Annotated in this window: 15 protein-coding genes and 1 tRNA gene; 12 read left to right on the forward strand and 4 right to left on the reverse strand. The window is 69.4% G+C overall.

All coding sequences use genetic code 11. The annotated features are described in order from the left end of the window. Position 1: 1 nt before the first annotated feature. The 3 genes from CKO41_RS01945 to CKO41_RS01955 all read right to left on the reverse strand — a co-directional run bounded on the left by CKO41_RS01945 (position 2) and on the right by CKO41_RS01955 (position 3,322). Positions 2-2,365, reverse strand: a complete 2,364-nt coding sequence (locus tag CKO41_RS01945; protein ID WP_200381104.1) for an ABC transporter permease — start codon at positions 2,363-2,365, stop codon at positions 2-4. Then, positions 2,365-3,099: an ABC transporter ATP-binding protein gene (locus CKO41_RS01950; RefSeq protein WP_200381081.1), complete on the reverse strand. Its 735-nt coding sequence runs from the start codon at positions 3,097-3,099 to the stop codon at positions 2,365-2,367. The genes CKO41_RS01945 and CKO41_RS01950 overlap by 1 nt, the downstream gene beginning before the upstream one ends. A 132-nt stretch (positions 3,100-3,231) precedes the next feature. After that, a tRNA-Ser gene (locus CKO41_RS01955) sits at positions 3,232-3,322 on the reverse strand. Between the two features lie 738 nt (positions 3,323-4,060). Between CKO41_RS01955 and CKO41_RS01960 the strand changes: the two genes are divergently transcribed. Together CKO41_RS01960 and CKO41_RS01965 are read left to right on the forward strand one after the other, a co-directional pair. Then, entirely contained in the window at positions 4,061-6,016 is a 1,956-nt protein-coding gene (locus CKO41_RS01960) for an SLC13 family permease (RefSeq protein WP_200381082.1), read from the forward strand. Between the two features lie 346 nt (positions 6,017-6,362). Continuing rightward, positions 6,363-7,823 (forward strand): phenylacetate--CoA ligase family protein, encoded by a 1,461-nt coding sequence (locus CKO41_RS01965; RefSeq protein ID WP_200381083.1) that lies wholly within the window; start codon positions 6,363-6,365, stop codon positions 7,821-7,823. Positions 7,824-8,203: 380 nt separating this feature from the next. On the opposite strand, the gene CKO41_RS01970 is transcribed toward CKO41_RS01965, so the two are convergent. Next, the gene (locus CKO41_RS01970; RefSeq protein WP_200252663.1) at positions 8,204-9,022 is read right to left on the reverse strand and encodes a PEP-CTERM/exosortase system-associated acyltransferase; all 819 of its coding nucleotides are present in this window, start codon (positions 9,020-9,022) and stop codon (positions 8,204-8,206) included. Between the two features lie 629 nt (positions 9,023-9,651). Between CKO41_RS01970 and CKO41_RS01975 the strand changes: the two genes are divergently transcribed. The 10 genes from CKO41_RS01975 (at position 9,652) to CKO41_RS02020 (ending at position 22,936) form a co-directional block, all read left to right on the forward strand. Then, complete coding sequence (locus tag CKO41_RS01975; protein ID WP_242463879.1) at positions 9,652-10,083, forward strand: type 2 periplasmic-binding domain-containing protein; 432 nt, start codon at positions 9,652-9,654, stop codon at positions 10,081-10,083. 1 nt (position 10,084) lies between these two features. Beyond that, the gene (locus tag CKO41_RS01980) at positions 10,085-11,281 is read left to right on the forward strand and encodes a putative porin (RefSeq protein ID WP_200252667.1); all 1,197 of its coding nucleotides are present in this window, start codon (positions 10,085-10,087) and stop codon (positions 11,279-11,281) included. Between the two features lie 9 nt (positions 11,282-11,290). Continuing rightward, positions 11,291-13,738, forward strand: a complete 2,448-nt coding sequence (locus CKO41_RS01985) for an EAL domain-containing protein (RefSeq protein WP_200381085.1) — start codon at positions 11,291-11,293, stop codon at positions 13,736-13,738. 14 nt (positions 13,739-13,752) lie between these two features. After that, positions 13,753-15,294 carry a murein biosynthesis integral membrane protein MurJ gene (gene murJ / locus CKO41_RS01990; RefSeq protein ID WP_200252669.1) on the forward strand — a complete coding sequence of 514 codons (1,542 nt, stop codon included), beginning with the start codon at positions 13,753-13,755 and terminating at the stop codon, positions 15,292-15,294. 157 nt (positions 15,295-15,451) lie between these two features. Beyond that, positions 15,452-16,402: a bifunctional riboflavin kinase/FAD synthetase gene (gene ribF / locus CKO41_RS01995; RefSeq protein WP_200252672.1), complete on the forward strand. Its 951-nt coding sequence runs from the start codon at positions 15,452-15,454 to the stop codon at positions 16,400-16,402. Positions 16,403-16,500: 98 nt separating this feature from the next. Next, the gene (gene ileS, locus CKO41_RS02000) at positions 16,501-19,359 is read left to right on the forward strand and encodes an isoleucine--tRNA ligase (RefSeq protein WP_200381086.1); all 2,859 of its coding nucleotides are present in this window, start codon (positions 16,501-16,503) and stop codon (positions 19,357-19,359) included. Positions 19,360-19,370: 11 nt separating this feature from the next. Beyond that, a complete protein-coding gene (gene lspA / locus CKO41_RS02005; RefSeq protein ID WP_200381087.1) occupies positions 19,371-19,859 on the forward strand; it encodes a signal peptidase II in 489 nt (162 codons plus the stop codon). A 151-nt stretch (positions 19,860-20,010) separates the two neighbouring features. After that, positions 20,011-20,916 (forward strand): 30S ribosomal protein S6--L-glutamate ligase, encoded by a 906-nt coding sequence (gene rimK, locus CKO41_RS02010; RefSeq protein ID WP_200252680.1) that lies wholly within the window; start codon positions 20,011-20,013, stop codon positions 20,914-20,916. A gap of 1 nt (position 20,917) precedes the next feature. Next, entirely contained in the window at positions 20,918-21,991 is a 1,074-nt protein-coding gene (locus tag CKO41_RS02015) for a succinylglutamate desuccinylase/aspartoacylase family protein (RefSeq protein ID WP_338115528.1), read from the forward strand. A gap of 21 nt (positions 21,992-22,012) precedes the next feature. Continuing rightward, complete coding sequence (locus CKO41_RS02020) at positions 22,013-22,936, forward strand: LysR substrate-binding domain-containing protein (RefSeq protein WP_200381089.1); 924 nt, start codon at positions 22,013-22,015, stop codon at positions 22,934-22,936. Positions 22,937-22,995 lie beyond the last annotated feature (59 nt).

Raw genomic sequence — 22,995 nt, forward strand, 5'->3', positions numbered from 1 at the left:
GCTAGTCCAACGTCTTCAGCGCCAGCACCATGTCGAGCCGCCCGAGACGGCGGGCGATCGCGGTGACCGACAGCGCGGCCGCGACCAGGACGCCGGCGGCGGAGAAGGCATAGGTGCGCGGGGTGATGATCCAGGGCATGCGAAACAGGTCCGTCGTCATGGCCCAGCTCAGCAGGGCGGCGAAGCCGGTGCCGACGAGCCACCCCAGCGGGATGGCCAGCAGGGTCAGCACGGCGATCTCGCCGATCAGGATCCAACTCACCTCGGCGCGGGTCAAGCCGAGCACGCGCAGGGTCGCAAGCTCCCGCGCCCGTTCGGCGAACGCGATCCGAGCGTTGTTGTAGACGACGGCGAAGGTGATCGAGCCGGCCATCAGCAGCAGGATCGTCATGGTCGCGAGCACGGTGTCGCCGATGTAGTCGCGGAACTGCCGCTCGGCGTCGGCGACGAGGGCGATGCCGGCAATCCGCGGCATCTCCCACAGGCGCGCGAGGAGCCGCTCCTGCGCGGCGGGATCGACGAGCAGCCAGGCGCCCGAGACCGCCGGCCCCTCGCCCATCAGCCGGTTGAGGGCCGGGCGTGCCATGTAGGCGCCGAGGCCGATCGGTTCGTCGACGACGCCGGCGACGCCCACGGCCAGCGCGCGCCTGTGCCCCTCGAGGACCTCGACCGTCACCGACCCGCCCGGGCGCACGCCGAGATAGTCGGCCAGGTAGCGGGTCAGCAACAGCCCGTCCGGCGGCACCGGCACCGGCCGGTGCTCGCCATCGAGCAGCCGGCGCAGCCGCGGCGCGGCCTCGACGCCCAGGATCGCGGTGCGATAGTCGCGCCGCCCGGCGACCAGGCGCACCGCGGCGCTGCGATAGCCCTCGACATGGCGGACACCGAGCTGGGCGCGCAGCTCGGCCAGGGCGCCGAACGAGGTCGGCTCGGTCAGGGTCAGGTGCAGATCCATCTGCATCACGAGCCGATACTGGACGTCGAGCAGCCGATCGACGGCCCCGAACTGGTAGCTGCCGAGCAGCAGCAGGCCACCGGAGAGGGCGATGCCGACCGTCGAGAAGAGGGTCTTGGCGCGGTGCCGCGACAGGTTGCGCACGATGATGCGGGTCGGCTGACCGAGGTACCGCCCGAGCGGCGAGCGGTCCAGCCAGGAGGGACGGAACCGCTCCGGGGCCGGCGGGCGCATCGCCTCGGCCGGCGGCTGCCGCGCGGCCCGGCGCACCGCGCCCAGGGTGCCGAGGAGCGCCGCCGCGACCGCCAACGCCAGCGCGAGCGCCAGGGACTGCGGCGGCAGCCGCAACCCCATCTGCGGAAAGCGAAAGTACTCCGCATAGAGCCCGACCAACCCGCTGGCCGCCCAGGCCCCGAGGGCGATGCCGAGGGCGAGCCCGAGGACGACGACGAGCCCGGCCATCAGCCCGAAGTGCCCGGCGATGGCCCCATCGCCATAGCCGAAGGCCTTGAGGATCGCGATCTGCTGGCGCTGCCCGGTGACGATCCGGGCCATCAGCAGATTGAGCAGGAAGGCGGCGACGCCGAGGAAGACGGCCGGCAGGACCAGCGCCATGACCCGCAACTGGTCGAGCTCATCGGCCAGGAAGCGATGCGAGATCTGCTCGTCCCGGTCGGTCGCGCCGATACCCCCGTAGCGCGCCAGGCGCCGATCGACGGCCGCGATGACCGCCCGCGGATCGGCCCCGGGGGCCAGCGTGAGGACCAGGCTGTTGAAGGCCCCGTCCATGTCCATCGCCTCGGCCAGCCCCGGACGGCCCATCCAGAGGACCCCGTAGTGGGCATAGTCGGGCAACAGATCGGTCGGCGCCACCTGATAGATGAACTCGGGCGAAAGGGCCAGGCCGCTGACCACGAGATCGACCTCGCGTCCGTTGACGATGGCCCGCAACGCATCGCCTGGACGCAGGCCGTGGGCCTCGGCGAACGGCTCGCTCAGGACGACCTGGTCGGCACGGCCCGGTGCCGGCAGCGCACCCTCGCGCAGATGGAGCCGATTGAGCGCCGGCTGGCGACCGTCGGGGAGCGACAGCAGCAGGCCGCGCACCGGCCCGGCGAAGCCCGGCACCTCCAGGCGCACCGGCGCCTGCACCCGCGTCTCGATCTGGTCGATACCGGGGAGTTCGCGCAGGCGCGCGGCGACCCGCTCCGGGGCGCGCTCGAGCTCGGCGAAGACGTCCGCGAAACGCTGCGTCTCGTAGAAGCGCGCCTGCGCCGAGGCGATCGCCTCGCGCATCGCCACGGTCAAGATCAGGACCATGACCCCGGCGGCGATGACGACGGCGATCGCCGCCACCTGCCCCTTGAGCCGGGCCAGATCGCGCAGCGCCTTGCGCGAGAGCGCGCGCATCACCAGCTGAGCTCGGCCGGGTCACGGCGGCGGGCGTTGACGCGCACCTCCTGCACCCGCCCGTCGCCGAGCCGGACCACGCGGTCGGCCATCTCGCCGATCACCCGATTGTGGGTGATGATCGCGGTCGTCGCCCCGAGCCCCTCGTTGATGCGCCGCAGGACCTCCAGGACCCGGATGCCGGTCTGCGAATCCAGCGCGCCGGTCGGCTCGTCGCAGAGCAGCACGGCCGGGCGCTTGGCGACGGCGCGCGCGATCGCCACGCGCTGCTGCTCGCCGCCGGAGAGCTGGGCCGGGAAGTGGTCGAGGCGATCGGCGAGTCCGACCAGGGCGAGGGCCTCCTCGGGCGGCATCGGGTCGGTGCTGATCTCGGTGACGATCGCGACGTTCTCGCGCGCCGTGAGGCTGGAGATCAGGTTGTAGAATTGGAAGACGAAGCCGACGTGGCGGCGCCGATAGGCGGTCAGCGCGCGGTCGTCGGCCAGCGACAGGTCCTGCCCGCGGTAGCGGACCGTACCGCCCGAGGCCCGGTCCAGCCCGCCCAGGATATTGACCAACGTCGACTTGCCCGAACCCGAGGCGCCGAGGATCACGACCAGCTCCCCGGCATGGAGCTCGAGATCGACCCCGCGCAGGGCCGCGATCTCGACCTCGCCCACCTGGTAGGTCTTGATCAGCCCGCGCGTGCAGAAGACCGGCTCGCGCTCGGGCGTCGTCGCAATGGATCCAGACATGGGCTTCGCTCCCGGCGCAACGCCCAGATGGTGGAACGAAAGCTGGTGCAGGGAGTAGAACGGCCGCCCGCGGCCCGGGGGAGATCGGCCCGCCGGTTCCTTCAACGAGGCATCGACGACGCCATCGGGTGATGGCGGAGAGGGAGGGATTCGAACCCTCGATAGGCTGTTAACCTATACACACTTTCCAGGCGTGCTCCTTAAGCCACTCGGACACCTCTCCGGGGACGACGAGGACCGGCGCGAACCGGCCACCTCGTCTAGACCGCGAAGGGTAGCGCATCGCCCCCGACCGTGCAAACGGGAGGCCCGAGCTTTTCGCACCGCGGATCCGTTTCGATCAGCGGGGGATGTCAACGAGGCATACCGACTGCTTCCGCCGGCTTAGCCTGCGCCGGTCGGAGCCTGAGGTATCCCCGGACAAAAGGCCTAAACCGCCGTGGCGTAGGTCGACTGACCGACGGCAGCCGGCGCTCGCAATCTGAGCCATCTCGCCGTCGCGCGGCTGACTGGGAGCGCCGGCTTTCCAGCCGGCTCGTCGCCGGCGCGGCTCGATGCCGCGTTGGCGGCGTCTGGGCCGGTAGAAGGGCACGTGCGCAGCGGCCATCCAGCGGCGCTGATGGGTGATCTCCTGGCTTCAGCGCCGCAGGTCGCGCGCCGGGGGCATCGAGCCCCCCGCGCGCGAAGCCGGCTGAAAGCCGGCGCTCCCAGTTCGTACCGACTCGCCGTCGCGGCCGATCTTGGGGGGATACCTCAGGGTCGGCGCCCGCTGGCGAGCGATCCGGGCGGCCGTTCGACCACCTCGAAACAGGCCCCAGGACGGAACGGCACTATATCAAGACACCCTTATATGAAAAAACGATGAATTTCTTATGGTAGACTGGCCGGCATTTCGGCCGGTGGGCGACGGGCGCCCCGAGGCATCGGCTACAGCTACCAGTCATCAGCAGGGTGTCAGGATATGTTCGAGGCCATCAAGGCGTTGTCTGCGCGCGACATCGCGGCGGCCCTGTTCGCCGTCGCCGCCATCTATCTCGCCGGCGTCGTGCCGAGCACCGAGATCGCCTGGGTGACGGCATTCCTGCTGCTGACGATCTTCCTCTTCGCCTTCGAGGTCGTCACCGTCGACGTCGCCGCGATCACGGTCATGGTGCTGCTCGGGCTGACCAGCCTGGTCGCGCCCCTGATCGGCCTGTCCGAGGGCCTGGTGCCGGTCGAGCAGCTCTTCGACGGCTTCGCGAGCAACGCCGTGATCTCGATCATCGCCGTCATGATCATCGGCGCCGGCCTCGATCGGACCGGCATCATGTCGCGCGTCGCGGGCTTCATCATGCGCATCGGCGGCTCGACCGAGCAGCGCATCATCCCGCTGATCTCGGGCACGGTCGGGGTGATCTCGAGCTTCATGCAGAACGTCGGCGCCGCCGCCCTCTTCCTGCCCGTCGTGAGCCGCATCGCGGCGCGCACCGGCCTGTCGATGTCGCGGCTGCTGATGCCGATGGGCTTCTGCGCGATCTTGGGTGGCACCATCACGATGGTCGGCTCCAGCCCGCTGATCCTGCTGAACGACCTGATCCTGACCTCGAACCAGGCCCTGCCCGACGGGGTCGCACCGATGGCCACCTTCCAGCTGTTCGATGTCACGCCGATCGGCCTGGCCCTGGTCACGGTCGGGATCCTCTATTTCGTGATCGCCGGACGCCTCGTCCTGCCCGCCGGCGGCAGCGACAAGCTCGAGGGCAGCGATGCGACCGCCTACTTCGCCGAGACCTACGGGCTGTCGGGCGTCGACATCCATGAGATCCGGGTCACCGCCGACTCGCCGTTGATCGGGGTCAATGTCGACGACCTGGAGCGGGCCTGGCGGGTGCGGGTGATCGGCGTCGACAAGGGTGACGGGCTGCGCGTCGGCGCCGACGGGGTCGACCGCACGCTCGGCATCGAGCCCGGCACCCTCGTACTGCTCGGCGCCCGGGAACCCTTCAAGCGCTTCGCGACGGCCCACCAGGCGATCGTCAAGCCGGAGCTCGACACCTTCGCCGAGGTCCTGGCACCGACCAAGGCGGGCGTCGCCGAGATCGTCATCCCGCCGGGCTCGTCGCTGATCGGCAAGACCGCCCGCGACATCTGGATGCGCAAGACCTATGGCCTCTCGCTGCTCGCGATCCACCGCGGCGGGGAGACAATCAACTTCGAGACCGGCGGCGTGCGCAACACGCCCTTTCGCCCCGGCGACGCCCTCGTCGTGCACACGACCTGGCTCGACCTCGCGCGCCTGGAGCGCAATCGCGACTTCGTCATCGTCACGACCGAGTATCCGCACGAGGAGCTACGCCCGAGCAAGGTGCGCCATGCCCTCTTCTTCTTCGCCTTGACGCTGGCGCTCGTGCTCTTCACGGACCTGCGCCTGTCGGTCGCGCTGCTGACCGGGGCGATGGGGATGATCCTCACGCGGGTGCTGTCGATCGAGGAGGCCTACCAGGCGGTCAGCTGGAAGACGGTCTTCCTCCTCGCCTCCCTGATCCCGCTCGGGCTCGCCGTCGAGAGCTCGGGGACGGCCCGCTGGATCGCCGACCAGACCCTGCTCCTGCTCGGCGACAGCCCGATCTGGGTGATCCAGGCGGCGCTCGCCGTCCTCGCGACCTTCTTCACGCTGGTCATGTCCAACGTCGGCGCGACCGTGCTGCTCGTGCCGCTCGCGGTCAACATCGCGCTGGGGGCCGGCGCCGACCCGGCGGTCTTCGCGCTGACCGTCGCGATCGCCACGTCCAATTCCTTCCTGATCCCGACCCATCAGGTCAATGCCCTGATCATGGGCCCGGGCGGCTATCGGGTGCCCGATTTCATGCGCGCCGGCGGCATCATGACCATCCTCTTCCTGATCGTCTCGCTGACGATGCTGAACCTGGTGTTCTGACGCGCCCTGAGGCGGCCGGCCAACATCCAGCGGCACCCGCCTCCTCCTCGCTCGCCCGTCCGCGAACCGGTGCCCGAGTCGGGCGCGCACGGCGAAGACCTGTATCATCCCCCGATAAAAGCGGCCTGATCCGGCGCGCGCCGGCGACCGTTCGAGGAAAGGGCACCTTGAAAAAAAACAAGGTGCCCGCGCGGGGCAAGGATGCCCCGCCATGTTCAGTCGCCTGAGCGACTGAAAATGAAGCGCAGCAGAGATCGCATTTTCGCTTCGCGCCTTGAAAAATTACCAGGATGGCAAGTTTTCAAGGTCCCCGAAAGGCGCTCGAGATAAGGGGTACCGAAATCCGATGAGATCGCTGGAGAAGCTCATACGCCGCTGGCAGATCGCCGCCCTCGACCGCCTCGACGGCCAGCGCCTGGTCGCCGCGAGCGTCGACCGCGCCATCGCCCAGTTTCACCGGGTGGCACGGGAGGTCCCGGCCTACCGGGCGATCCTCGGCGAGCGCGGGGTCGTCGCGGCGCGGATCCGCTCGCCGGCCGAGTTCCTCGCCCACTGCCCGATCCTCGAGAAGCGCGACCTCTTCGGCGCCTATCCGCTCGCCGAGCTCTGCGTCGGGGGGCGCCTCGAGGGACTCGCCGGCGTCCTGACCAGCTCCGGGCACGGCGGGCGATTCGCCTTCGGCCTCGCCACTCACCGCCAGGAAAGGCGCACGCGCCGAATCATCGAACTGGCGCTCGCCTACCTGTTCCAGACCGACCAGCGCAGGACGCTCCTGATCAATGCCCTGCCGATGGGCGTGCGCTTCTCCTGCTCGACGGTCACGCTCGCCGAGACCAGCGTCCGCGAGGACATGGTCGGGGCGCTGATCGAGCAGTTCGCGCCCCACCACGAGCAGGTGATCCTCGTCACCGACCCGCTATTCTGCAAGCGGCTGCTGGACCACGGGCGCGAGACCGGCGGCGATTGGGGCCGCTTCAGGATCCATGTCGCCCTCGGCGAGGAGACCTTCGGCGAGGCCTTCCGCCGCTATGTCGCCACCGGCCTCGGCCAGGACCCCGACGGCTGGACGAGGGGCTTCGTGATGTCCTCGATGGGCCTCGCCGAGCTGGGCCTCAATCTGTTCTTCGAGACGCGCGAGACGGTGCGCCTGCGCCAGCTCGGCGACCGCTCCCCGGAGCGGCTCGCGGCGGCGATCGGCGCCTGGCCCGGGCGGGTGCCGCCGCTCCTCTTCGTCTACGATCCAATGCGGATCTTCGTCGAGGTCGTCGCCCCCGATGCCGACGGCTGGGGCTCGCTGACCGTCTCGACCCTCGATCGATCGCTGCGCCTGCCATTGATCCGTTACCGCACCGGCGACCGGGCCAAGCGGCTCGATCCGCGCCGGCTCGCCGCCGCGCTGGTGGACGCGCACGGCAGGAGATTCGACCTGCCGAGGTTGCCGATGATCGCGGTGACGGGACGGGAGGCCGATACCTTGCCGGACGGACGCGCGCTGCTCGACATCAAGGACGCCCTCTATGCCCGACCCGAAATCGCCGACCGGCTAAGCGGCGCCTTCCGCGTCGAACCCCTGGCTGGCACCGGCTGCCGCCTGCACCTGCAAACCACCGCCGGCTGGGCCGGCGAGGCGGGCGCGATCGCCGAGGCCCTGCGCCCGCACCTGCCGAGCGCGCCCGGCGGCACCCCGGATGAGATCCAGGTCTGGCCCTATGCGGCCTTCCCGTTCGGGCAGACGCTCGACTACGAGCGGAAATTCACCTATTGCACCCCGAAAAGGGGTCAGAGCCCTTTTTACGAAAACGCGTAAAAAGGGCTCTGACCCTGACGTATACCCACAAAATCGGCCTCGACGGCGAGTCGGTACGAACTGGGAGCGGCGGCTTTCAGCCGGCTTCGCGCGGGGGGCTCGATGACCCCAGCGCGCGACCTTCGGCGCTGGAGCCAGGAGATCACCGATAAGCGCCGCTGGATGGCCGGCCCCACACGTGCCCTCCGACCGGCCCAGACGCCGCCAACGCGGCATCGAGCCGCGACGGCGACGAGCCGGCTGGAAAGCCGGCGCTCCCAGTGAGCCGCGCGACGGCGAGATGGCTCAGATCGCGAGAGTCGGCTTGCGTCGGTAAATCGACCTACGCCACGGCGGTTTAGGCCGTTTATCCGGGGATACCTCAGGCTCTGACCCCTTTTCTAGACCGACGCAACTTCGGGCGGACCGACCCCATCCCGGGAGCGGACGAAATCGGGGACGAGATCGGGTTCGAGGTCACGGACGAAGTAATGAAACCGCTCCGGCGAGGCCTTGTAAAGCTCCTCTTCGAACCGTTTTACAGTCGTGAAGTAGGGCCGCACCGGGCCGTGGTAGTCGACCTCCGGACCGGCTGGGACGAACTTGAGCCCGATACGAGTCAAGATGACATGGACGCTCCGCTCCATCGCCAACATCCAATGCGTCACACCGCGGCGCTTGCTTGCCTGGTAGATCAGACGACAGAGGCCGACCAGGATCTCAGGCGTATTGCGCGGTGCGACGAGGACATCCCCCGCCGAGCGGCGGGTGCCCTCGGCGCGCGGTAGACCACCGTAGACAGTATCCCCGGCGCGCACACGGAAGGTCTTGGAGATCGCCACCCGCGAAACCTCGGCACCATGCGTATGGCCGGGATAAGCGGGGTCGTTGAGATACTCGTAAGCCCCGGCGAATCGACAATGGCGCATCAGCGGAAATCCGAGCGGCGAATGCGTCACCAGCCGCGCCGTGCCCGCCGGCTCGCCGGAGCGATGGGTCGCGAGAACATGCAGCGAGACGGCATCGTATTCATCGCGCTCCAGCCCGTCCGGGTAGTCGTCCTTGCGCAGCAGGCCACGCTCCAGGCAGTAGACCTGATAGCGAATACGATAGGCGGTCTCCAGATCGATCGGGTCAGCGATGCAGGAGAAACGGAAGTAGCGATCGCGAACTATAACGTGGGCACTGTGCCCCGAATGCCCTGGCGCAGCCAAAACCATAACTCCATCTCTTCACGGTGCTGTGGTCCAGTCGAGATCTTCGGCGCCGAGACAGGCGACCCGACACCCTCGGCGCGGCGCGCGCCGGGCGGACCGAGAAGGCCGCGTGGCGTCCAGTCATCGCCCCATCCGTGGCGCACCGCGCCGATCGGCGAGCGTGGGGCCCGCGACGCGACGCCGCGGCGGACGCGGCCAGTCGATGCGATTGTCATTCTCGGCCGGTAGGCTAACACGAACTTCTCCCATTCTCGCGAACGAAGTGCGACCTCCGTCACGGACTTGCGCGAATCACAGTCGTGCGCCCATCGCCTTCATGGGGGCCGCCCCACCACCTCTTGTGTTAGAGGCCGACGCCGCTTAGACTCCAGAGCCCATCAGGGGAAATACCGATGACAGGAATCGCGAGGTCTCGGCGCTCGCCGGAGCAAAAAACGCAAGCATCTGAAAAGGATGTCATTGCAGGCCCAGGACCGAGGCCTTGCGTGCGTCGTACACCTGTGCGAGCCGACCCCGCGCAGGGCGACTCGAAGTCGGGTCGTGGCTGTCGCGCCCACACCTCACTGACCACGGGTCGGCGACGAATGATTCGATTCAGTACTGTCTAGGAATTTCTCTTGACCGCCCGAGCCTTGTCCGCGCGATCCCTCCTTCGGTGGCTGAGCCTCCTCGCCTTGGCGGCTGGTTGCCATGTCGCACCGATCGCGGCGCAGGAATTGATCGCGCACCCGAGTGCCGAGATCGCGACCCTGACACGCAACGAGGCGAGACTCTATTTCACGCTGAGGCTCAAGACCTGGCCGAATGGCCGCCTGGCCAAGGTCTTCGTCCTGCCGGACAACCACCCCATCCATCAGCGGTTCACCAACGAGATCCTCGGGCTCTACCCCTACCAACTGCGTCGCGTCTGGGACCGCCAGATCTTCTCCGGCACCGGCCAGGCACCCATCACGGTCGACGACGAGCAGGAGATGATCCAGCGCGTCGCCACGACGCCCGGGGCGATCGGTTATGCGGCAGTCCCCAACGAGCACCCCGATCTGCGCGTCTTGCAGGTACGTTGACATGTCGCACAAGCTCAGCCTTCCGATCGCCCTCGCGGCGGTCATCGCCCCCACCCTCGGCCACGCCATCGAGTTGGCCGAAGGGCGCCTTCAGATCCATGGCTTCGCCAGCCAGGCGGTCGTCGCAACCTCGGCCAACCGCTACTACGGCAACAGCCCGGATACGTCGCTCGAATTCACGGAACTGGGTCTGAACCTGTCTTACCAGCTCGACCCCAACTGGCTCTTCTCCGGTCAACTGCTCGCCCGTCGCGCCGGGGAGATGTACGACGGCTCACCATCGCTCGACTATGCGCTGGTCGATTACGCCTTCCTCTCCGACGCCGAGCGGCGCCTCGGCCTGCGGGTCGGGCGTATCAAGAACCCCTTCGGCCTCTACAACGAGACCCGCGACGTCCCCTTCACGCGGCCCGGCATCTTCCTGCCGCAGGTGATCTATTATGATAAGGTGCGTAACCTCCTGCTCTCGTCCGACGGGGCCATGCTCTACGGCGACCTGTTCGGGCCGCAAGGCAACCTCTCGCTGACGCTGAGCGCCGGGCAGGCGGTCATCGACGACAACGTCGAATGGACCTACCTCGGCGAAGACTTCGATGGCGATCTGGAATCCGACAGTGCCAGCTGGAAGACGGCGAGCCTCTGGTACTCGACCCCGGCCGACGACCTCAAACTCGGCCTGAGCGCGATCCTGATGGAGATGAGCTTCGATGCAGGCGCCGCCTCTCCCCTCGATGCCGGATCGATCGAGGTCTTCGATTGGATCGCCTCGTTCCAGTACAACGCCAAGGACTGGACGCTATCGGCCGAATATGCCCGCACGCCGACGCGCTGGCACGACTTCGGCCCGCTGTTCCCGTTCACGGATCAGGTGATGGAAGGTTACTACTTGCAAGGCGCCTACCGCGTGCGCCCCGACCTCGAGGTCATGGCGCGCTACGAGGAGGGCTTCGCCGATCGCGGCGACCGCGGCGGGCGCGAGCGCTCGGCACTGACCGGTGGCGTCGTGCCGCGCTACGACTTCTTCTCGAAGATCTTCACCCTCGGGCTGCGCTGGGACATTGCCCAGAACCTGATGCTGCGCCTCGAATACCAGCGCCACGATGGCACCTTCGCCATCTCCTGGCGCGAGAACCCGGACCCGGGCGACCTGGTACGGGAGTGGGACGTCTTCGCCGCCTCGATCTCGACGCGCTTCTAAGGTTCCGCCGTGGCTCCGCCAAGCACCCCGCGGGGACCATCAGGCTACCTCAGTCTTCGGTGGAAGTCCCTGATCGCACTGAGCCTCGCGCTCGTGCTCGTCAATGCCTCGCTGGCCCTGATCGCCAACCTCCAACTGGTCGAGCAGTTCGAGCTCCAGCAGGGGGCGGTGCGCGAGCAGCAGGCCCGCCAACTGCGCGCCCTCATCGAGGAGGGCAGCCAGGAGATGTCGAAGCTCGCGAGCCTGGTGCCACTGCTCGGGGCGAGCGAAGGACCGACTGCCGATATCGAGGCGCAGATCGCCCGGGCACTCGACATCCATGGCGCCCTGCTGGATCTGGAGTGGGACATCCGGTCCGTGCACTGGATCCGATCCGACGGGACCGACTCGCTGAGCTGGCCCTCGGACGACGGCCCGAGCGTCCCGGAGACGCTGCGCGAGCGCCTCGCCCGGGACCCGGAACGGGCGATCGCCACGCTGCTCTGCAAATTCGAGTGCCACCAGTATCTCGCGATCCCACTGCTGTGGCAGGGCGACTTCGCCGGCAATCTGATCCTCGGTCGGTCGCTCGCCGACGCCCTGCTCAGCTTCCGCGCCCTGACCGGGGCCGAGGTGGCCATTGCCTGGGGTGCCGAGAAACCCGGAGAACCATCACCGCTGCTCGATCCCCAGAGCCCATCCTACCTGCAGTTCCCGGCCGTCACCTACCCGGACAAGACCGAACCGATCCTGCGCAGCGCCGCGGCCACCTTGGCGCAGACCGACGCCCTGGGCACGCCCATCCCGGTCCAGCACGACACGGGCTGGTTCGAGGTCTTCCGCATCCCCTCGCTCGCCCCCGGCATCGACGCCCTCATCGTCAACGACATCAGCACCCAGCGCGAGGCGATCCGCGCGGCGACCCTTGGCAGCATCCTCCTCGGCATCCTGGGCCTGGTCCTCTCCGAGGTCCTGCTGCTGATGATCATGAAGGGGCCCCTCTACCGGCTGCGCGACCTGGCCTCGGCCCTGCCCCTGCTCGCCGAGAACCGCTATGCGGACCTCCGCGACCGGCTGCCGCCGCACACCAGGGCTCGGATGCCGAACGACGAAATCGACCTGATGACCGACACCGTGCGCAGCCTCACGGACCGCATGGAGGCGCTGCAGCGCGATCGCGAGCAGGCGGAATCGCGGCTCGTCTGGCTGGCCAACCACGACCCGCTCACCCAACTCTTCAACCGGCGCCGCTTCAACGACGAGTTCAAGGGGATCCTGGAACGGGCGGTGCGCTTCGAGCACCAGGGCGCGCTGTTGTTCCTCGACCTCGACCAGTTCAAGGACGTCAACGACCTCAGCGGCCACCAGGTCGGCGACACCCTGCTCCAACGGGTCGCCGATCAGCTGCGGTTGGTCTCCCAGCCGAGCGACCTGGTGGCCCGCCTCGGCGGCGACGAATTCGCGCTCGTCCTCCCCGAGGGCAGCGAGGACAATGCGCGCGCCGCAGCCGAGGCGATCCAGCGGGCGATCCACTCGATCATCGTCCAGGAGAAGGGGCGCCGCCATCATGCCTCGGCCAGCATCGGCATCGTGATGTTCCCCGACCAGGGCGCGACGATCGGCCAGCTAATGGCCAACGCCGATCTGGCCATGTACCAGGCCAAAGAGAAAGGCCGGGGCCGCTGGTACATGTTCAGCGAGAAGGATCAAGGCAAGGAGCAGCTCGATGCCCGCGTGCTCTGGCGCGAGGAGATCGCCCAGGCGTTGCAGTTCGACCGCTTCGAGCTGCACTTCCAGCCGATCATCGAGATCGCCACCGGCGAGATCAGTCACCTGGAGGTGCTGCTGCGAATGCGCAACCCGCGCGGCGAGACCATCTACCCGGACCGCTTCATCCCAGTGGCCGAACGCACCGGGCAGATCCGCGCGATCGACCGTTGGGTCATCGACAATGCCCTCGCGGCGATGCGGGCCCAGCCTGCCCTGCGCCTCTCGATCAACCTCTCGGCCAGCGCGATGGACGACCCGCTGCTGCTACCCGACCTGCGCCGACTGCTGCAGCGCTACGAGGTCTCCGCCGAGCGCATCACCTTCGAGGTCACCGAGACGGCCGCAATCAACAGCCTCGCCAACGCCACCCGCCTGATGCGCGACATGCAGGCGCTCGGTTGCCGTTTCGCCCTGGATGATTTCGGCAGCGGCTATGCCTCCTACGCCTATCTGCGCCAGTTGCCGGTCGACGACGTCAAGATCGACGGGGCCTTCATCCGCGACCTCGCGAAGAACACCGAAGATCGCATCTTCGTCAAGGCGATCACGGACATGGTCCACGGCATGGGCAAGCGCGTCGTCGCCGAGTTCGTCGAGAGCGCCGAGATCCTGGCGATCCTCAAGGGCATGGGTGTCGACTACGCGCAGGGCTACCTGGTCGGAACGCCGCATGCGCTGGCCGGGACCCAGCGCCAGCGGACCCGCTGAAGCACCCGCAGCGCGTGCCCGGGCCTTCCCTCCTCGCAGCCACCGCCAAGGTCGGTGGCGCCACCCTCGTCTCGCGCGTGCTGGGCTTCGTCCGCGACCTCGTCATCGCCCGCCTGTTTGGCGCCGATGCCGCCACCGACGCCTTCTTCGTCGCCTTCAAGATCCCGAATCTCCTGCGCCGGCTGTTCGCCGAGGGGGCCTTCTCGATGGCCTTCGTGCCGGTACTGAGCGACTACCGCGCGCACCGCCCCTTCGCCGAACTCAGGGCACTCGTGGAGCGCGTCGCCGGGACGTTCGGCCTCGCCCTGCTCGTCGCGACCGCCATCGGGATCCTGACCGCCCCGGTCCTGCTCGTCCTCGTCGCCCCCGGCTTCGCTGACGACCCGGCGCAGCGCGCACTCGCCACCGAGATGCTGCGGCTCACCTTCCCGTACCTGCTGTTCATCGCCCTGACGGCCCTCGCCGGGGCCATCCAGAACAGCCACGAGCGCTTCGCCGTACCGGCCTTCACGCCCGTGCTGCTCAACCTGGTGATGATCGCCTGCGCCCTCTGGCTCGCCCCGCTCCTGGACCAACCGATCCTCGCCCTCGCCTGGGGCGTACTGCTCGCCGGCATCGTCCAACTCGCGTTCCAGGTCCCGTTTCTCGCCCGTCTCGGCCTGCTGCCCCGGCCGCGGCTACAGCCGCGCGACCCGGGCGTGCGGCGGGTCCTGCAGTCGATGGCCCCGGCCCTGCTCGGGGTCTCGGTGACCCAGATCAACCTGCTCCTCGACACCTTGCTCGCCTCCTTCCTCACCGCCGGCAGCATCTCCTGGCTTTACTACTCGGACCGCCTCGTCGAGCTGCCGCTCGGCCTCCTCGGAGTGGCCCTCGGCACCGCCATCCTGCCGCGCCTGTCCCGCCACCAGGCCGCACAGGCGCCAGGGGAACTGTCTCAGACGCTCGACTGGGCACTACGCTGGGTGCTCCTGCTCGGCCTGCCGGCCGGGGTCGGTCTGATGGCGCTCGCCGGACCGCTGATCGCGACCCTATTCCACTCCGGCGAATTCGGCGGCGAGGACGTCGCGATGGCGAGCCGCAGCCTCATCGCCTATGCCGCCGGACTACTGCCCTTCATCACGATCAAGGTCCTCGCCCCCGGCTTCTACGCGCGCCAGGACGCACGCACGCCGCTGCGCATCGCCCTCGTCGCACTGCTCGCCAACCTGGTGCTGAGCCTGGCGCTGATGGGGCCGCTCGGCCATGCCGGCTTGGCGCTCGCGACCAGCCTGGCCGCCCTCGTCAACGCCGCCCTGCTGCTGTGGGTCCTCCTGCGCGAGGGCATCTACCGGCCCGCGGCCGGCTGGCCGGCACGCGTCGCGAGGGCCGCGTCCGCGACCCTGCTGATGGGCGCGCTCCTCGTCGGCGGCACCGGGGCGACCACCGATTGGCTGGCCTGGGACACCGGGCGGCAGATCGGACACCTGGCCGGGTGGATCCTGCTCGGGGCGCTCACCTATCTCGGTGCCCTGTTCCTGCTCGGCGTGCGACCGCACGAGTTGGCGGACCGGGCCTGAAGACCCGATCGAATGGCCGGTCCGGCCGACATGTCGCCACCGCGCACGCCCGCTGATGGTTCGGCTCGCGCCGGCCGTCGAGGGGCCGCCGGATTCGGAATCGCCGCCGGTTGCGGCTTATAATTCGATCCCTTTTTCCATCACCGATCCGGAGCAGATGAAGGTCATCCGCGGCTCGCATAACATCCGCCCCGCCCACCGCGGCTGCGTCGCGACCATCGGCAACTTCGATGGCGTGCACCTGGGCCACCGCAGCGTCTTCGAGCGGCTCCTCGCGCGCGGACGCGAATTCGGCCTGCCGGCCACCGTCATCACCTTCGAGCCCCAGCCGCTCGAGGTCCTCGCCCCGCACGCCGCCCCGGCGCGCCTGACCCGGCTGCGCGAGAAGCTGGCGGCGATCCAGGACTGCGGGATCGAGCAGGTGCTCCTGCTGCCCTTCGGTCCCAGGTTCGCGGCCATGCCGCCGCGCGACTTCGTCCGCGCGGTGCTCGTCGAGGGCCTCGGTATCGCCTCGCTGCTGGTCGGCGACGACTTCCGCTTCGGCCGCGGACGCGGTGGCGACATCGCGCTGCTGCGGGCGATGGGCGCCGCGCACGGCTTCGCCGTCGAGGACCTGGACACCATCACCCACGGGACCGAGCGGATCAGCAGCACCCGCATCCGCGAGGCCCTCGCCGCCGGCGACCTGGAGCAGGCCCGCCACCTGCTCGGACGCCCCTACCGGATCTGCGGACGGGTCGTCCACGGCGACAAGCGCGGGCGCAGCATCGGCTTCCCGACCGCAAACATCGGCCTGCGCCGGCGCATCAGTCCGCTGAGCGGCGTCTACGCAGTGATGGTCCACGGCGTCGCGCCCGACCCCTGGCCGGGTGTCGCCAACGTCGGCGTGCGCCCGACCTTCGGCGGCGACGTGCGCCCGCTGCTGGAGGTGCACCTGCTCGACTTCGCCGGCGACATCTACGACCGCCACGCCGAGGTCGAACCCCGCCTGAAGCTGCGCGACGAGGCGCGCTTCGATTCGCTCGAGGCCCTGGTCCGCCAAATCGAGCGCGACGTCGCCGCGGCGCGCGCATTCCTCGGCCGGTCCCCGCCGCGGCGCGGACCGTGATACCTTGGCGGGAGACCGCGACGATCGGCGCCCGGTCCGCGCGCCAACCCGCGGCGATGCCGGACCGACGCCCACCCAAGCCCTGAGAGACCGCACGCGTGGCTGATTACAAAGACACCCTGAACCTGCCGAAGACCGCCTTTCCGATGAAGGCCAATCTGGCCCAGCGCGAACCCGAGATGCTCGCCCGCTGGGAGGCGCTCGACCTCTACGCGGCGATCCGCCGCGCCCGCGCCGGCCAGCCGACCTTCATCCTGCACGACGGCCCCCCCTATGCCAACGGCGAGATCCACATCGGCCACGCGGTCAACAAGGTGCTGAAGGACATCATCGTCAAGGCGCGCACCCTCGATGGGCTCGACGCCCCTTACGTGCCGGGTTGGGACTGCCACGGGCTGCCGATCGAGCTCCAGGTCGAGAAGAAGCAGGGCAAGCCGGGCGCCAAGATCAGCGCCGCCCAGTTCCGCGAGGCCTGCCGTGACTACGCCGCCGCCCAGGTCGACGGCCAGCGCCGCGACTTCCGTCGCCTCGGCGTCCTCGGCGACTGGGACGACCCGTACCTGACGATGGACTACCGCTTCGAGGCGGACATCATCCGCGCGCTCGGGCGCATCGTCGCCAACGGCCACCTGCAGAAGGGCGAGAAGCCGGTGCACTGGTGCATCGACTGCGGCTCGGCGCTCGCCGAGGCCGAGGTCGAGTACGCCGAGAAGCAGTCGATCGCGATCGACGTGCGCTTCGCCGTACTCGACGAGGCGGCCCTCCTCGCCCGCTGCCATGGCCTGCCCGACGGCCAGGGCCAGGGGCCGCTCGCGCTCGTCATCTGGACGACGACGCCCTGGACCCTGCCTGCGAATCAGGCCGTCGCGCTGAATCCCGAACTCGACTATGTCGTCGTGCAGACCGAGGGCGAGGCCGCCCACGAGCGGCTCGTCGTCGCCGAGGGGCTGCTCAAGGACACGATGGACCGCTGGGGGATCGAGCGCTACCGGGTCATCGGCTACGCCCGCGGTGCGGCCTTCGAGGGGCTCAGGCTCCAGCACCCCTTCTACGCCCGTGAGGTGCCGGTCATCCTCGGCGAGCACGTCACGTTGGAGGCCGGCACCGGCGCCGTGCACACGGCCCCCGGCCACGGCCACGAGGACTACATCGTCGGCAGCCGCTACGGCCTGCCGGTCGACAACCCGGTCGGCGGCGATGGGCGCTTCCTGCCGGATACGCCACTCTTCGCGGGCGAGAACGTCTTCAAGGCCAACGAGCACGTCATCGAGGTCCTGAAGGCCCGCGGCGCGCTGCTGCGCGAGGAGCGCTTCACGCACAGCTACCCCCACTGTTGGCGGCACAAGACGCCGATCATCTTCCGTGCCACGCCCCAGTGGTTCATCAGCATGGACCGCCCGGGGGTGTGCGAGGGGGCGCTGCGCGAGGCGGCGCTACGCGAGATCGGCGAGGTCACCTGGATGCCCGACTGGGGCCGCAACCGCATCGAGGCGATGGTCCGCGGCCGCCCCGACTGGTGCATCTCGCGCCAGCGCACCTGGGGCGTGCCGATCCCGCTGCTGATCGACCGGGCGAGCGGCGAGCCGCACCCACGCACCGCCGAGCTGATCGAGGCCGTCGCCCGCCTTGTCGAGGAGCGCGGCGTCGAGGCCTGGTTCGCGCTGGCGCCAGCCGACCTCATCGGCGAGGCCGAGGCGGAGCGCTACGAGAAGGTCCACGACACGCTGGACGTCTGGTTCGACTCGGGCGTTACCCATGCCTGCGTGCTGGAGCGCCGCGCCGACCTGCGCTTCCCGGCCGACCTCTATCTGGAGGGCTCCGACCAGCACCGCGGCTGGTTCCAGTCCTCGTTGATGACCTCGGTCGCGATGCACGGGCGCGCCCCCTACCGCGAGGTCCTCACCCACGGCTTCACCGTCGACGCCAAGGGCGAGAAGATGTCGAAGTCCAAGGGCAACGTCGTCAGCCCGCAGGAGATCATGAAGACCCTCGGGGCCGACATCATCCGCCTGTGGGTCGCGGCGACCGACTACCGCGGGGAGATGAGCGTCTCCAAGGAGATCCTCACCCGTACCGCGGACGCCTACCGGCGCCTGCGCAACACGGCGCGCTTCCTGCTTGCGAACCTCGACGGCTTCGACCCGGCGCGCGATCTCCTGGCCGCCGACGACCTGCTCGCCCTCGACCGCTGGGCCGTCGACCGGGCGCGGCAACTGCAAGAGGAGATCGTCGAGGCCTACCGCGGCTACCAGTTCCACCTGATCTACCAGCGGATCCACAACTTCTGCGTCGTCGACATGGGCGGCTTCTACCTCGACGTCATCAAGGACCGCCAGTACACGACGCCCCCGGACGGGCGCCCGCGCCGCTCCTGCCAGAGCGCGATGTACCACATCATCGAGGCGATGAGCCGCTGGCTGGCGCCGATCCTGAGCTTCACGGCCGACGAGATCTGGCCGCACATCCCCGGCGAGCGCGGTCCCTCGGTGCACCTGGAGACCTGGTACGAGGGCCTCGTCCCGCTCGCCGCGGGCGCCCCGCTCGATCGCGCCGGCTGGGACCTGGTGATCGCCGCCCGCACCGCTGTCGCCCCGGCCCTGGAGGCAGCCCGCAAGGCCGGCGTCATCGGCGCGGCCCTCGACGCCGAGGTCGACCTCTACGCCGAACCGGCCCTCTACGAGACGCTCGCGCGCCTCGGCGAGGAGCTACGCTTCGTCCTCATCGTCTCCGAGGTCCGGCTGCACCGGCTCGCCGAGCCGCCGGGCGAGGCCATCGCCGAGGCCGTGCCCACCGCACTCCCGGGCCTCGCGGTCGCGGTCGCCGCCTCGCCGCACCCCAAGTGCGTGCGCTGCTGGCACCACCGCCCCGACGTCGGCACGGATGCCGACCACCCGGAGCTCTGCGGGCGCTGCGTCACCAACCTCGCCGGGTCCGGCGAGACCCGCCGCTACGCCTGAGGCCCCGGGTCATGGCACGCTGGCTCTGGCTCTCGGCGCTCGTCCTGGTCATCGATCAGGCCACCAAGGTCGCGGCCCTGCTCTGGCTCGAGCCGCATGTCCCGCTGCCGGTCCTGGCCCCGGTCTTCAACCTGACACTGCTCTTCAACGAGGGCGCGGCCTTCAGCTTCCTCGCCGATGCCGGGGGCCTACAGCGCTGGGGGCTCGCCGCCTTCGCCCTGGCGATGAGCGCGGCCCTCGGCGTCTGGCTGGTGCGCCTGCCCCGGACAGAACGCCGGCTCGCCGTCGCCCTCGCGCTGGTCATCGGCGGGGCGCTCGGCAACCTCATCGATCGGGTCCTCTATGGCCATGTCGTCGACTTCATCCAGGTCTATCTCCCGTTCATCCCGCTGCGGCTGTTCAATCCGTGGCCAGCGTTCAACATCGCCGACAGCGCGATCAGCATCGGCGTGGCGTTCCTGCTCGTGACGACGCTCCGCGAGGGCCGCCCCCGGCCCTGACCCGAGCGCCGCCCTTCGCACGGCGCGCGATCGCGGCCGATCTGGCATGATGCGCGCCGGCGGCCCATCCGAACGCGGGCCAGCGGCGCTCACGCGAGCGAAGCGGCCCAGCGTACCCAGACACGGCTACCCCGACGGTGGAGGCAAGACGATGAAGATCGCCATTCTCTCGCGCGATTCGCGGCTCTATTCCACCCAACGGCTGGTCGAGGCCGCGCGCGCGCGCGGCCACGAGGCGCGCGTCGTCGACGTGCTGCGTTGTTACATGAACATCACCTCGCACAAGCCGTCGATCCACTACAAGGGCGAGGTCCTCGACGACTTCGATGCCGTGATCCCGCGCATCGGCGCCTCGGTGACCTTCTACGGCACCGCGGTGCTGCGCCAGTTCGAGATGATGGGGGTCTATCCGCTCAACGAGTCGGTCGCCATCACCCGCGCCCGCGACAAGCTGCGCTCGCTCCAGCTGTTGTCGCGGCGCGGCATCGGCCTGCCGGTGACCGGCTTCGCCCACGCCCCGGACGATGTCGAGGACCTGATCAAGATGGTCGGCGGCGCGCCGCTCGTCATCAAGCTGCTGGAAGGGACCCAGGGCATCGGCGTCGTGTTGGCCGAGACCGAAAAGGCCGCCGAGAGCGTCATTGAGGCCTTCCTGGGTCTGCGCGCCAACATCCTGGTGCAGGAGTACATCCGGGAGGCCGGCGGCGCCGACATCCGCTGCTTCGTCATCGGCGACAAGGTCGTCGCGGCGATGAAGCGCCAGGCCAAGGAGGGGGAGTTCCGCTCGAACCTGCACCGCGGCGGCAGCGCGGTCGCGGTGCGGATCACCCCGGAGGAGCGCTCGACGGCGGTGCGTGCGGCGCGGATCATGGGGCTCAACGTCGCCGGTGTCGATATCCTGCGCGCCAACCACGGCCCGGTCGTCATGGAGGTCAACTCCTCGCCCGGGCTCCAGGGCATCGAGGCGACGACGGACAAGGACATCGCCGGTATGATGGTGGAGTTCATCGAGAAACATGCCGTCGAAGGCAAGACCCGCACCCGCGGTAAGGGCTGAGGTGACCGTCGAACCCATCCGCATCGGCGACCGGCTGATCCAGCCCGGCGAGCGGGTCGACGTCAACGTGCCGCTGCCGAGCCTCTATACCCAATCGCCGGTCTTCCTGCCGGTCCAGGTCCTGCACGGCCGTCGCCCAGGCCCGACCCTGTTCGTCACCGCCGCGATCCACGGCGACGAGATCAACGGCGTCGAGATCATCCGCCGACTGATGGGCCTCAAGGCCCTGCGCCAACTGCGCGGCACGCTGCTCGCGGTGCCGGTGGTCAACACCTACGGCTTCGTGCGCCAGTCCCGCTACCTACCCGATCGGCGCGACCTCAACCGTTCGTTCCCGGGTTCGGAGACCGGCTCGCTCGCCGCGCGCCTGGCGAGCACCCTGATGCGCGAGGTCGTCGCCCGCGCCACCCACGGCATCGACCTGCACACGGGCGCCGCCCACCGCGAGAACCTGCCCCAGATCCGCACGGCCCTCGACGGCCACCGCGACCTGCCGGGCCTCGCCCACGCCTTCGGCGCCCCCGTGATCCTCAACTCGGAGCTGCGCGACGGCTCCCTGCGCGCCGCCGCCGCCGAGCGGCAGATCCCGCTCCTGGTCTACGAGGCCGGCGAAGCGCTGCGCTTCGAGGAGATCGCAATCCGGGCCGGCCTGCGCGGGATCCTCGCCGTCATGCGTCACCTCGGGATGCTGCGCGGCACGGGCGGCCTGCGCCTGCGCCCGGTGACCGCCCCGGTCGTGGCCCGCGCGAGCCTCTGGGTGCGCGCGCACCAGAGCGGCGTGCTGCGCTCGTTGACGCGGCTCGGCGCCCAGGTGCGCCGGGGCGACCGTCTCGGCGTCATCGCCGACGTCTTCCGCCACGAGGAGGAACCGGTCCTCGCCCCGAGCGGCGGCATCGTCATCGGCCGCACCAACCTGCCGTTGGTCACCGAGGGCGAGGCCATCTACCACATCGCGCGCTTCGGGCGGCCCGACGAGGCCGCCGAGACCGTCGAACGCTTCCACTCCGCCTTCGCCTCCGACGAGCAGGCGGACGCCCTCGATGCCGAAGCGCACCTGCGGCCATTCGAACCCTAAGGACCCGTCTGCGAACGACCCATGAACCTGCGTGACCTCAAATACATCATCGCCGTCGCCGAGACCCATCACTTCGGCCGGGCCGCCGAGCGCTGCTTCGTCAGCCAACCGACGCTGAGCGGCCAGATCAAGAAGCTCGAGGACGAACTCGGCGTCACCATCTTCGAGCGCACCAACCGCTCGGTCGAGGTGACCCCGATCGGCGAAGGCATCCTCGCCCATGCGCGGCTCCTGCTGGAGCAGGCCGAGGCGATCGAGCGGACCGCGCGCGCCCACCAGGACCCGCTGGCCGGGCCGCTGCGCATCGGCGCGATCCCGACCCTGAGCCCCTACCTGATGCCGCTGATCCTCAGACCGCTGCGCCAGCGCTACCCGCAGCTCCAGCTGGTCCTGTTCGAGGAGATCACCGACACCCTGCTCCAGCGGCTGCGCCAGCACGACCTCGACGCCGCGTTGCTCGCCACCCCGGCCGACGACGCCGAACTCACCGGCCAGCCCCTCTACGACGAGCCCTTCTGGCTCGCCCACCCGCGCGGCCACCCGCTGGCGGATAAGGCCGAGATCACCCAGGACGACCTGGAGGCGGTCGAGCTGCTACTGCTGGCCGACGGGCACTGCCTGACCCACCAGGTGATGGAGGTCTGCCGTCTCGCCGAGCGGCCACGCACCGGCGAGACGGCCGACCTGCGCGCGGCGAGCCTGGAGACCCTCCTGCAACTGGTCAGCGCCGACTTCGGCTGCACCCTGGTGCCGGCGCTGGCCGCCGGCAGCGGCTGGGCACACGACGGCAACATCGCGTTGCGCCGCCTCGACCTGCCGGACGCCTACCGGCGCATCTCGCTCGTCGCGCGGCGCAGCTTTCCGCGCCGCCCGGCGCTGACGGCGCTCGCCGGACTGATTGTCGCCCACCTGCCCGAGACGGTTCGGCCCTGCGCGGCGGCGTAGGCGCGAAGCGACGATGCGATTTTCGCTTCGCTTCATTTTCAGTCGTTTAGACGACTGAA

It is taken from the genome of Thiococcus pfennigii (assembly GCF_016583835.1).
Lineage (GTDB): Bacteria > Pseudomonadota > Gammaproteobacteria > Chromatiales > Chromatiaceae > Thiococcus > Thiococcus pfennigii.

What these genes read in the sequence shown, in the direction of transcription:
- CKO41_RS01945 (WP_200381104.1), bottom strand. Translation starts at nt 2,365, where the DNA reads ATGCGCGCGCTCTCGCGCAAGGCGCTGCGCGATCTGGCCCGGCTCAAG.
- CKO41_RS01950 (WP_200381081.1), bottom strand. Translation starts at nt 3,099, where the DNA reads ATGTCTGGATCCATTGCGACGACGCCCGAGCGCGAGCCGGTCTTCTGC.
- CKO41_RS01960 (WP_200381082.1), top strand. Translation starts at nt 4,061, where the DNA reads ATGTTCGAGGCCATCAAGGCGTTGTCTGCGCGCGACATCGCGGCGGCC.
- CKO41_RS01965 (WP_200381083.1), top strand. Translation starts at nt 6,363, where the DNA reads ATGAGATCGCTGGAGAAGCTCATACGCCGCTGGCAGATCGCCGCCCTC.
- CKO41_RS01970 (WP_200252663.1), bottom strand. Translation starts at nt 9,022, where the DNA reads ATGGTTTTGGCTGCGCCAGGGCATTCGGGGCACAGTGCCCACGTTATA.
- CKO41_RS01980 (WP_200252667.1), top strand. Translation starts at nt 10,085, where the DNA reads ATGTCGCACAAGCTCAGCCTTCCGATCGCCCTCGCGGCGGTCATCGCC.
- ribF (WP_200252672.1), top strand. Translation starts at nt 15,452, where the DNA reads ATGAAGGTCATCCGCGGCTCGCATAACATCCGCCCCGCCCACCGCGGC.
- lspA (WP_200381087.1), top strand. Translation starts at nt 19,371, where the DNA reads ATGGCACGCTGGCTCTGGCTCTCGGCGCTCGTCCTGGTCATCGATCAG.
- rimK (WP_200252680.1), top strand. Translation starts at nt 20,011, where the DNA reads ATGAAGATCGCCATTCTCTCGCGCGATTCGCGGCTCTATTCCACCCAA.
- CKO41_RS02020 (WP_200381089.1), top strand. Translation starts at nt 22,013, where the DNA reads ATGAACCTGCGTGACCTCAAATACATCATCGCCGTCGCCGAGACCCAT.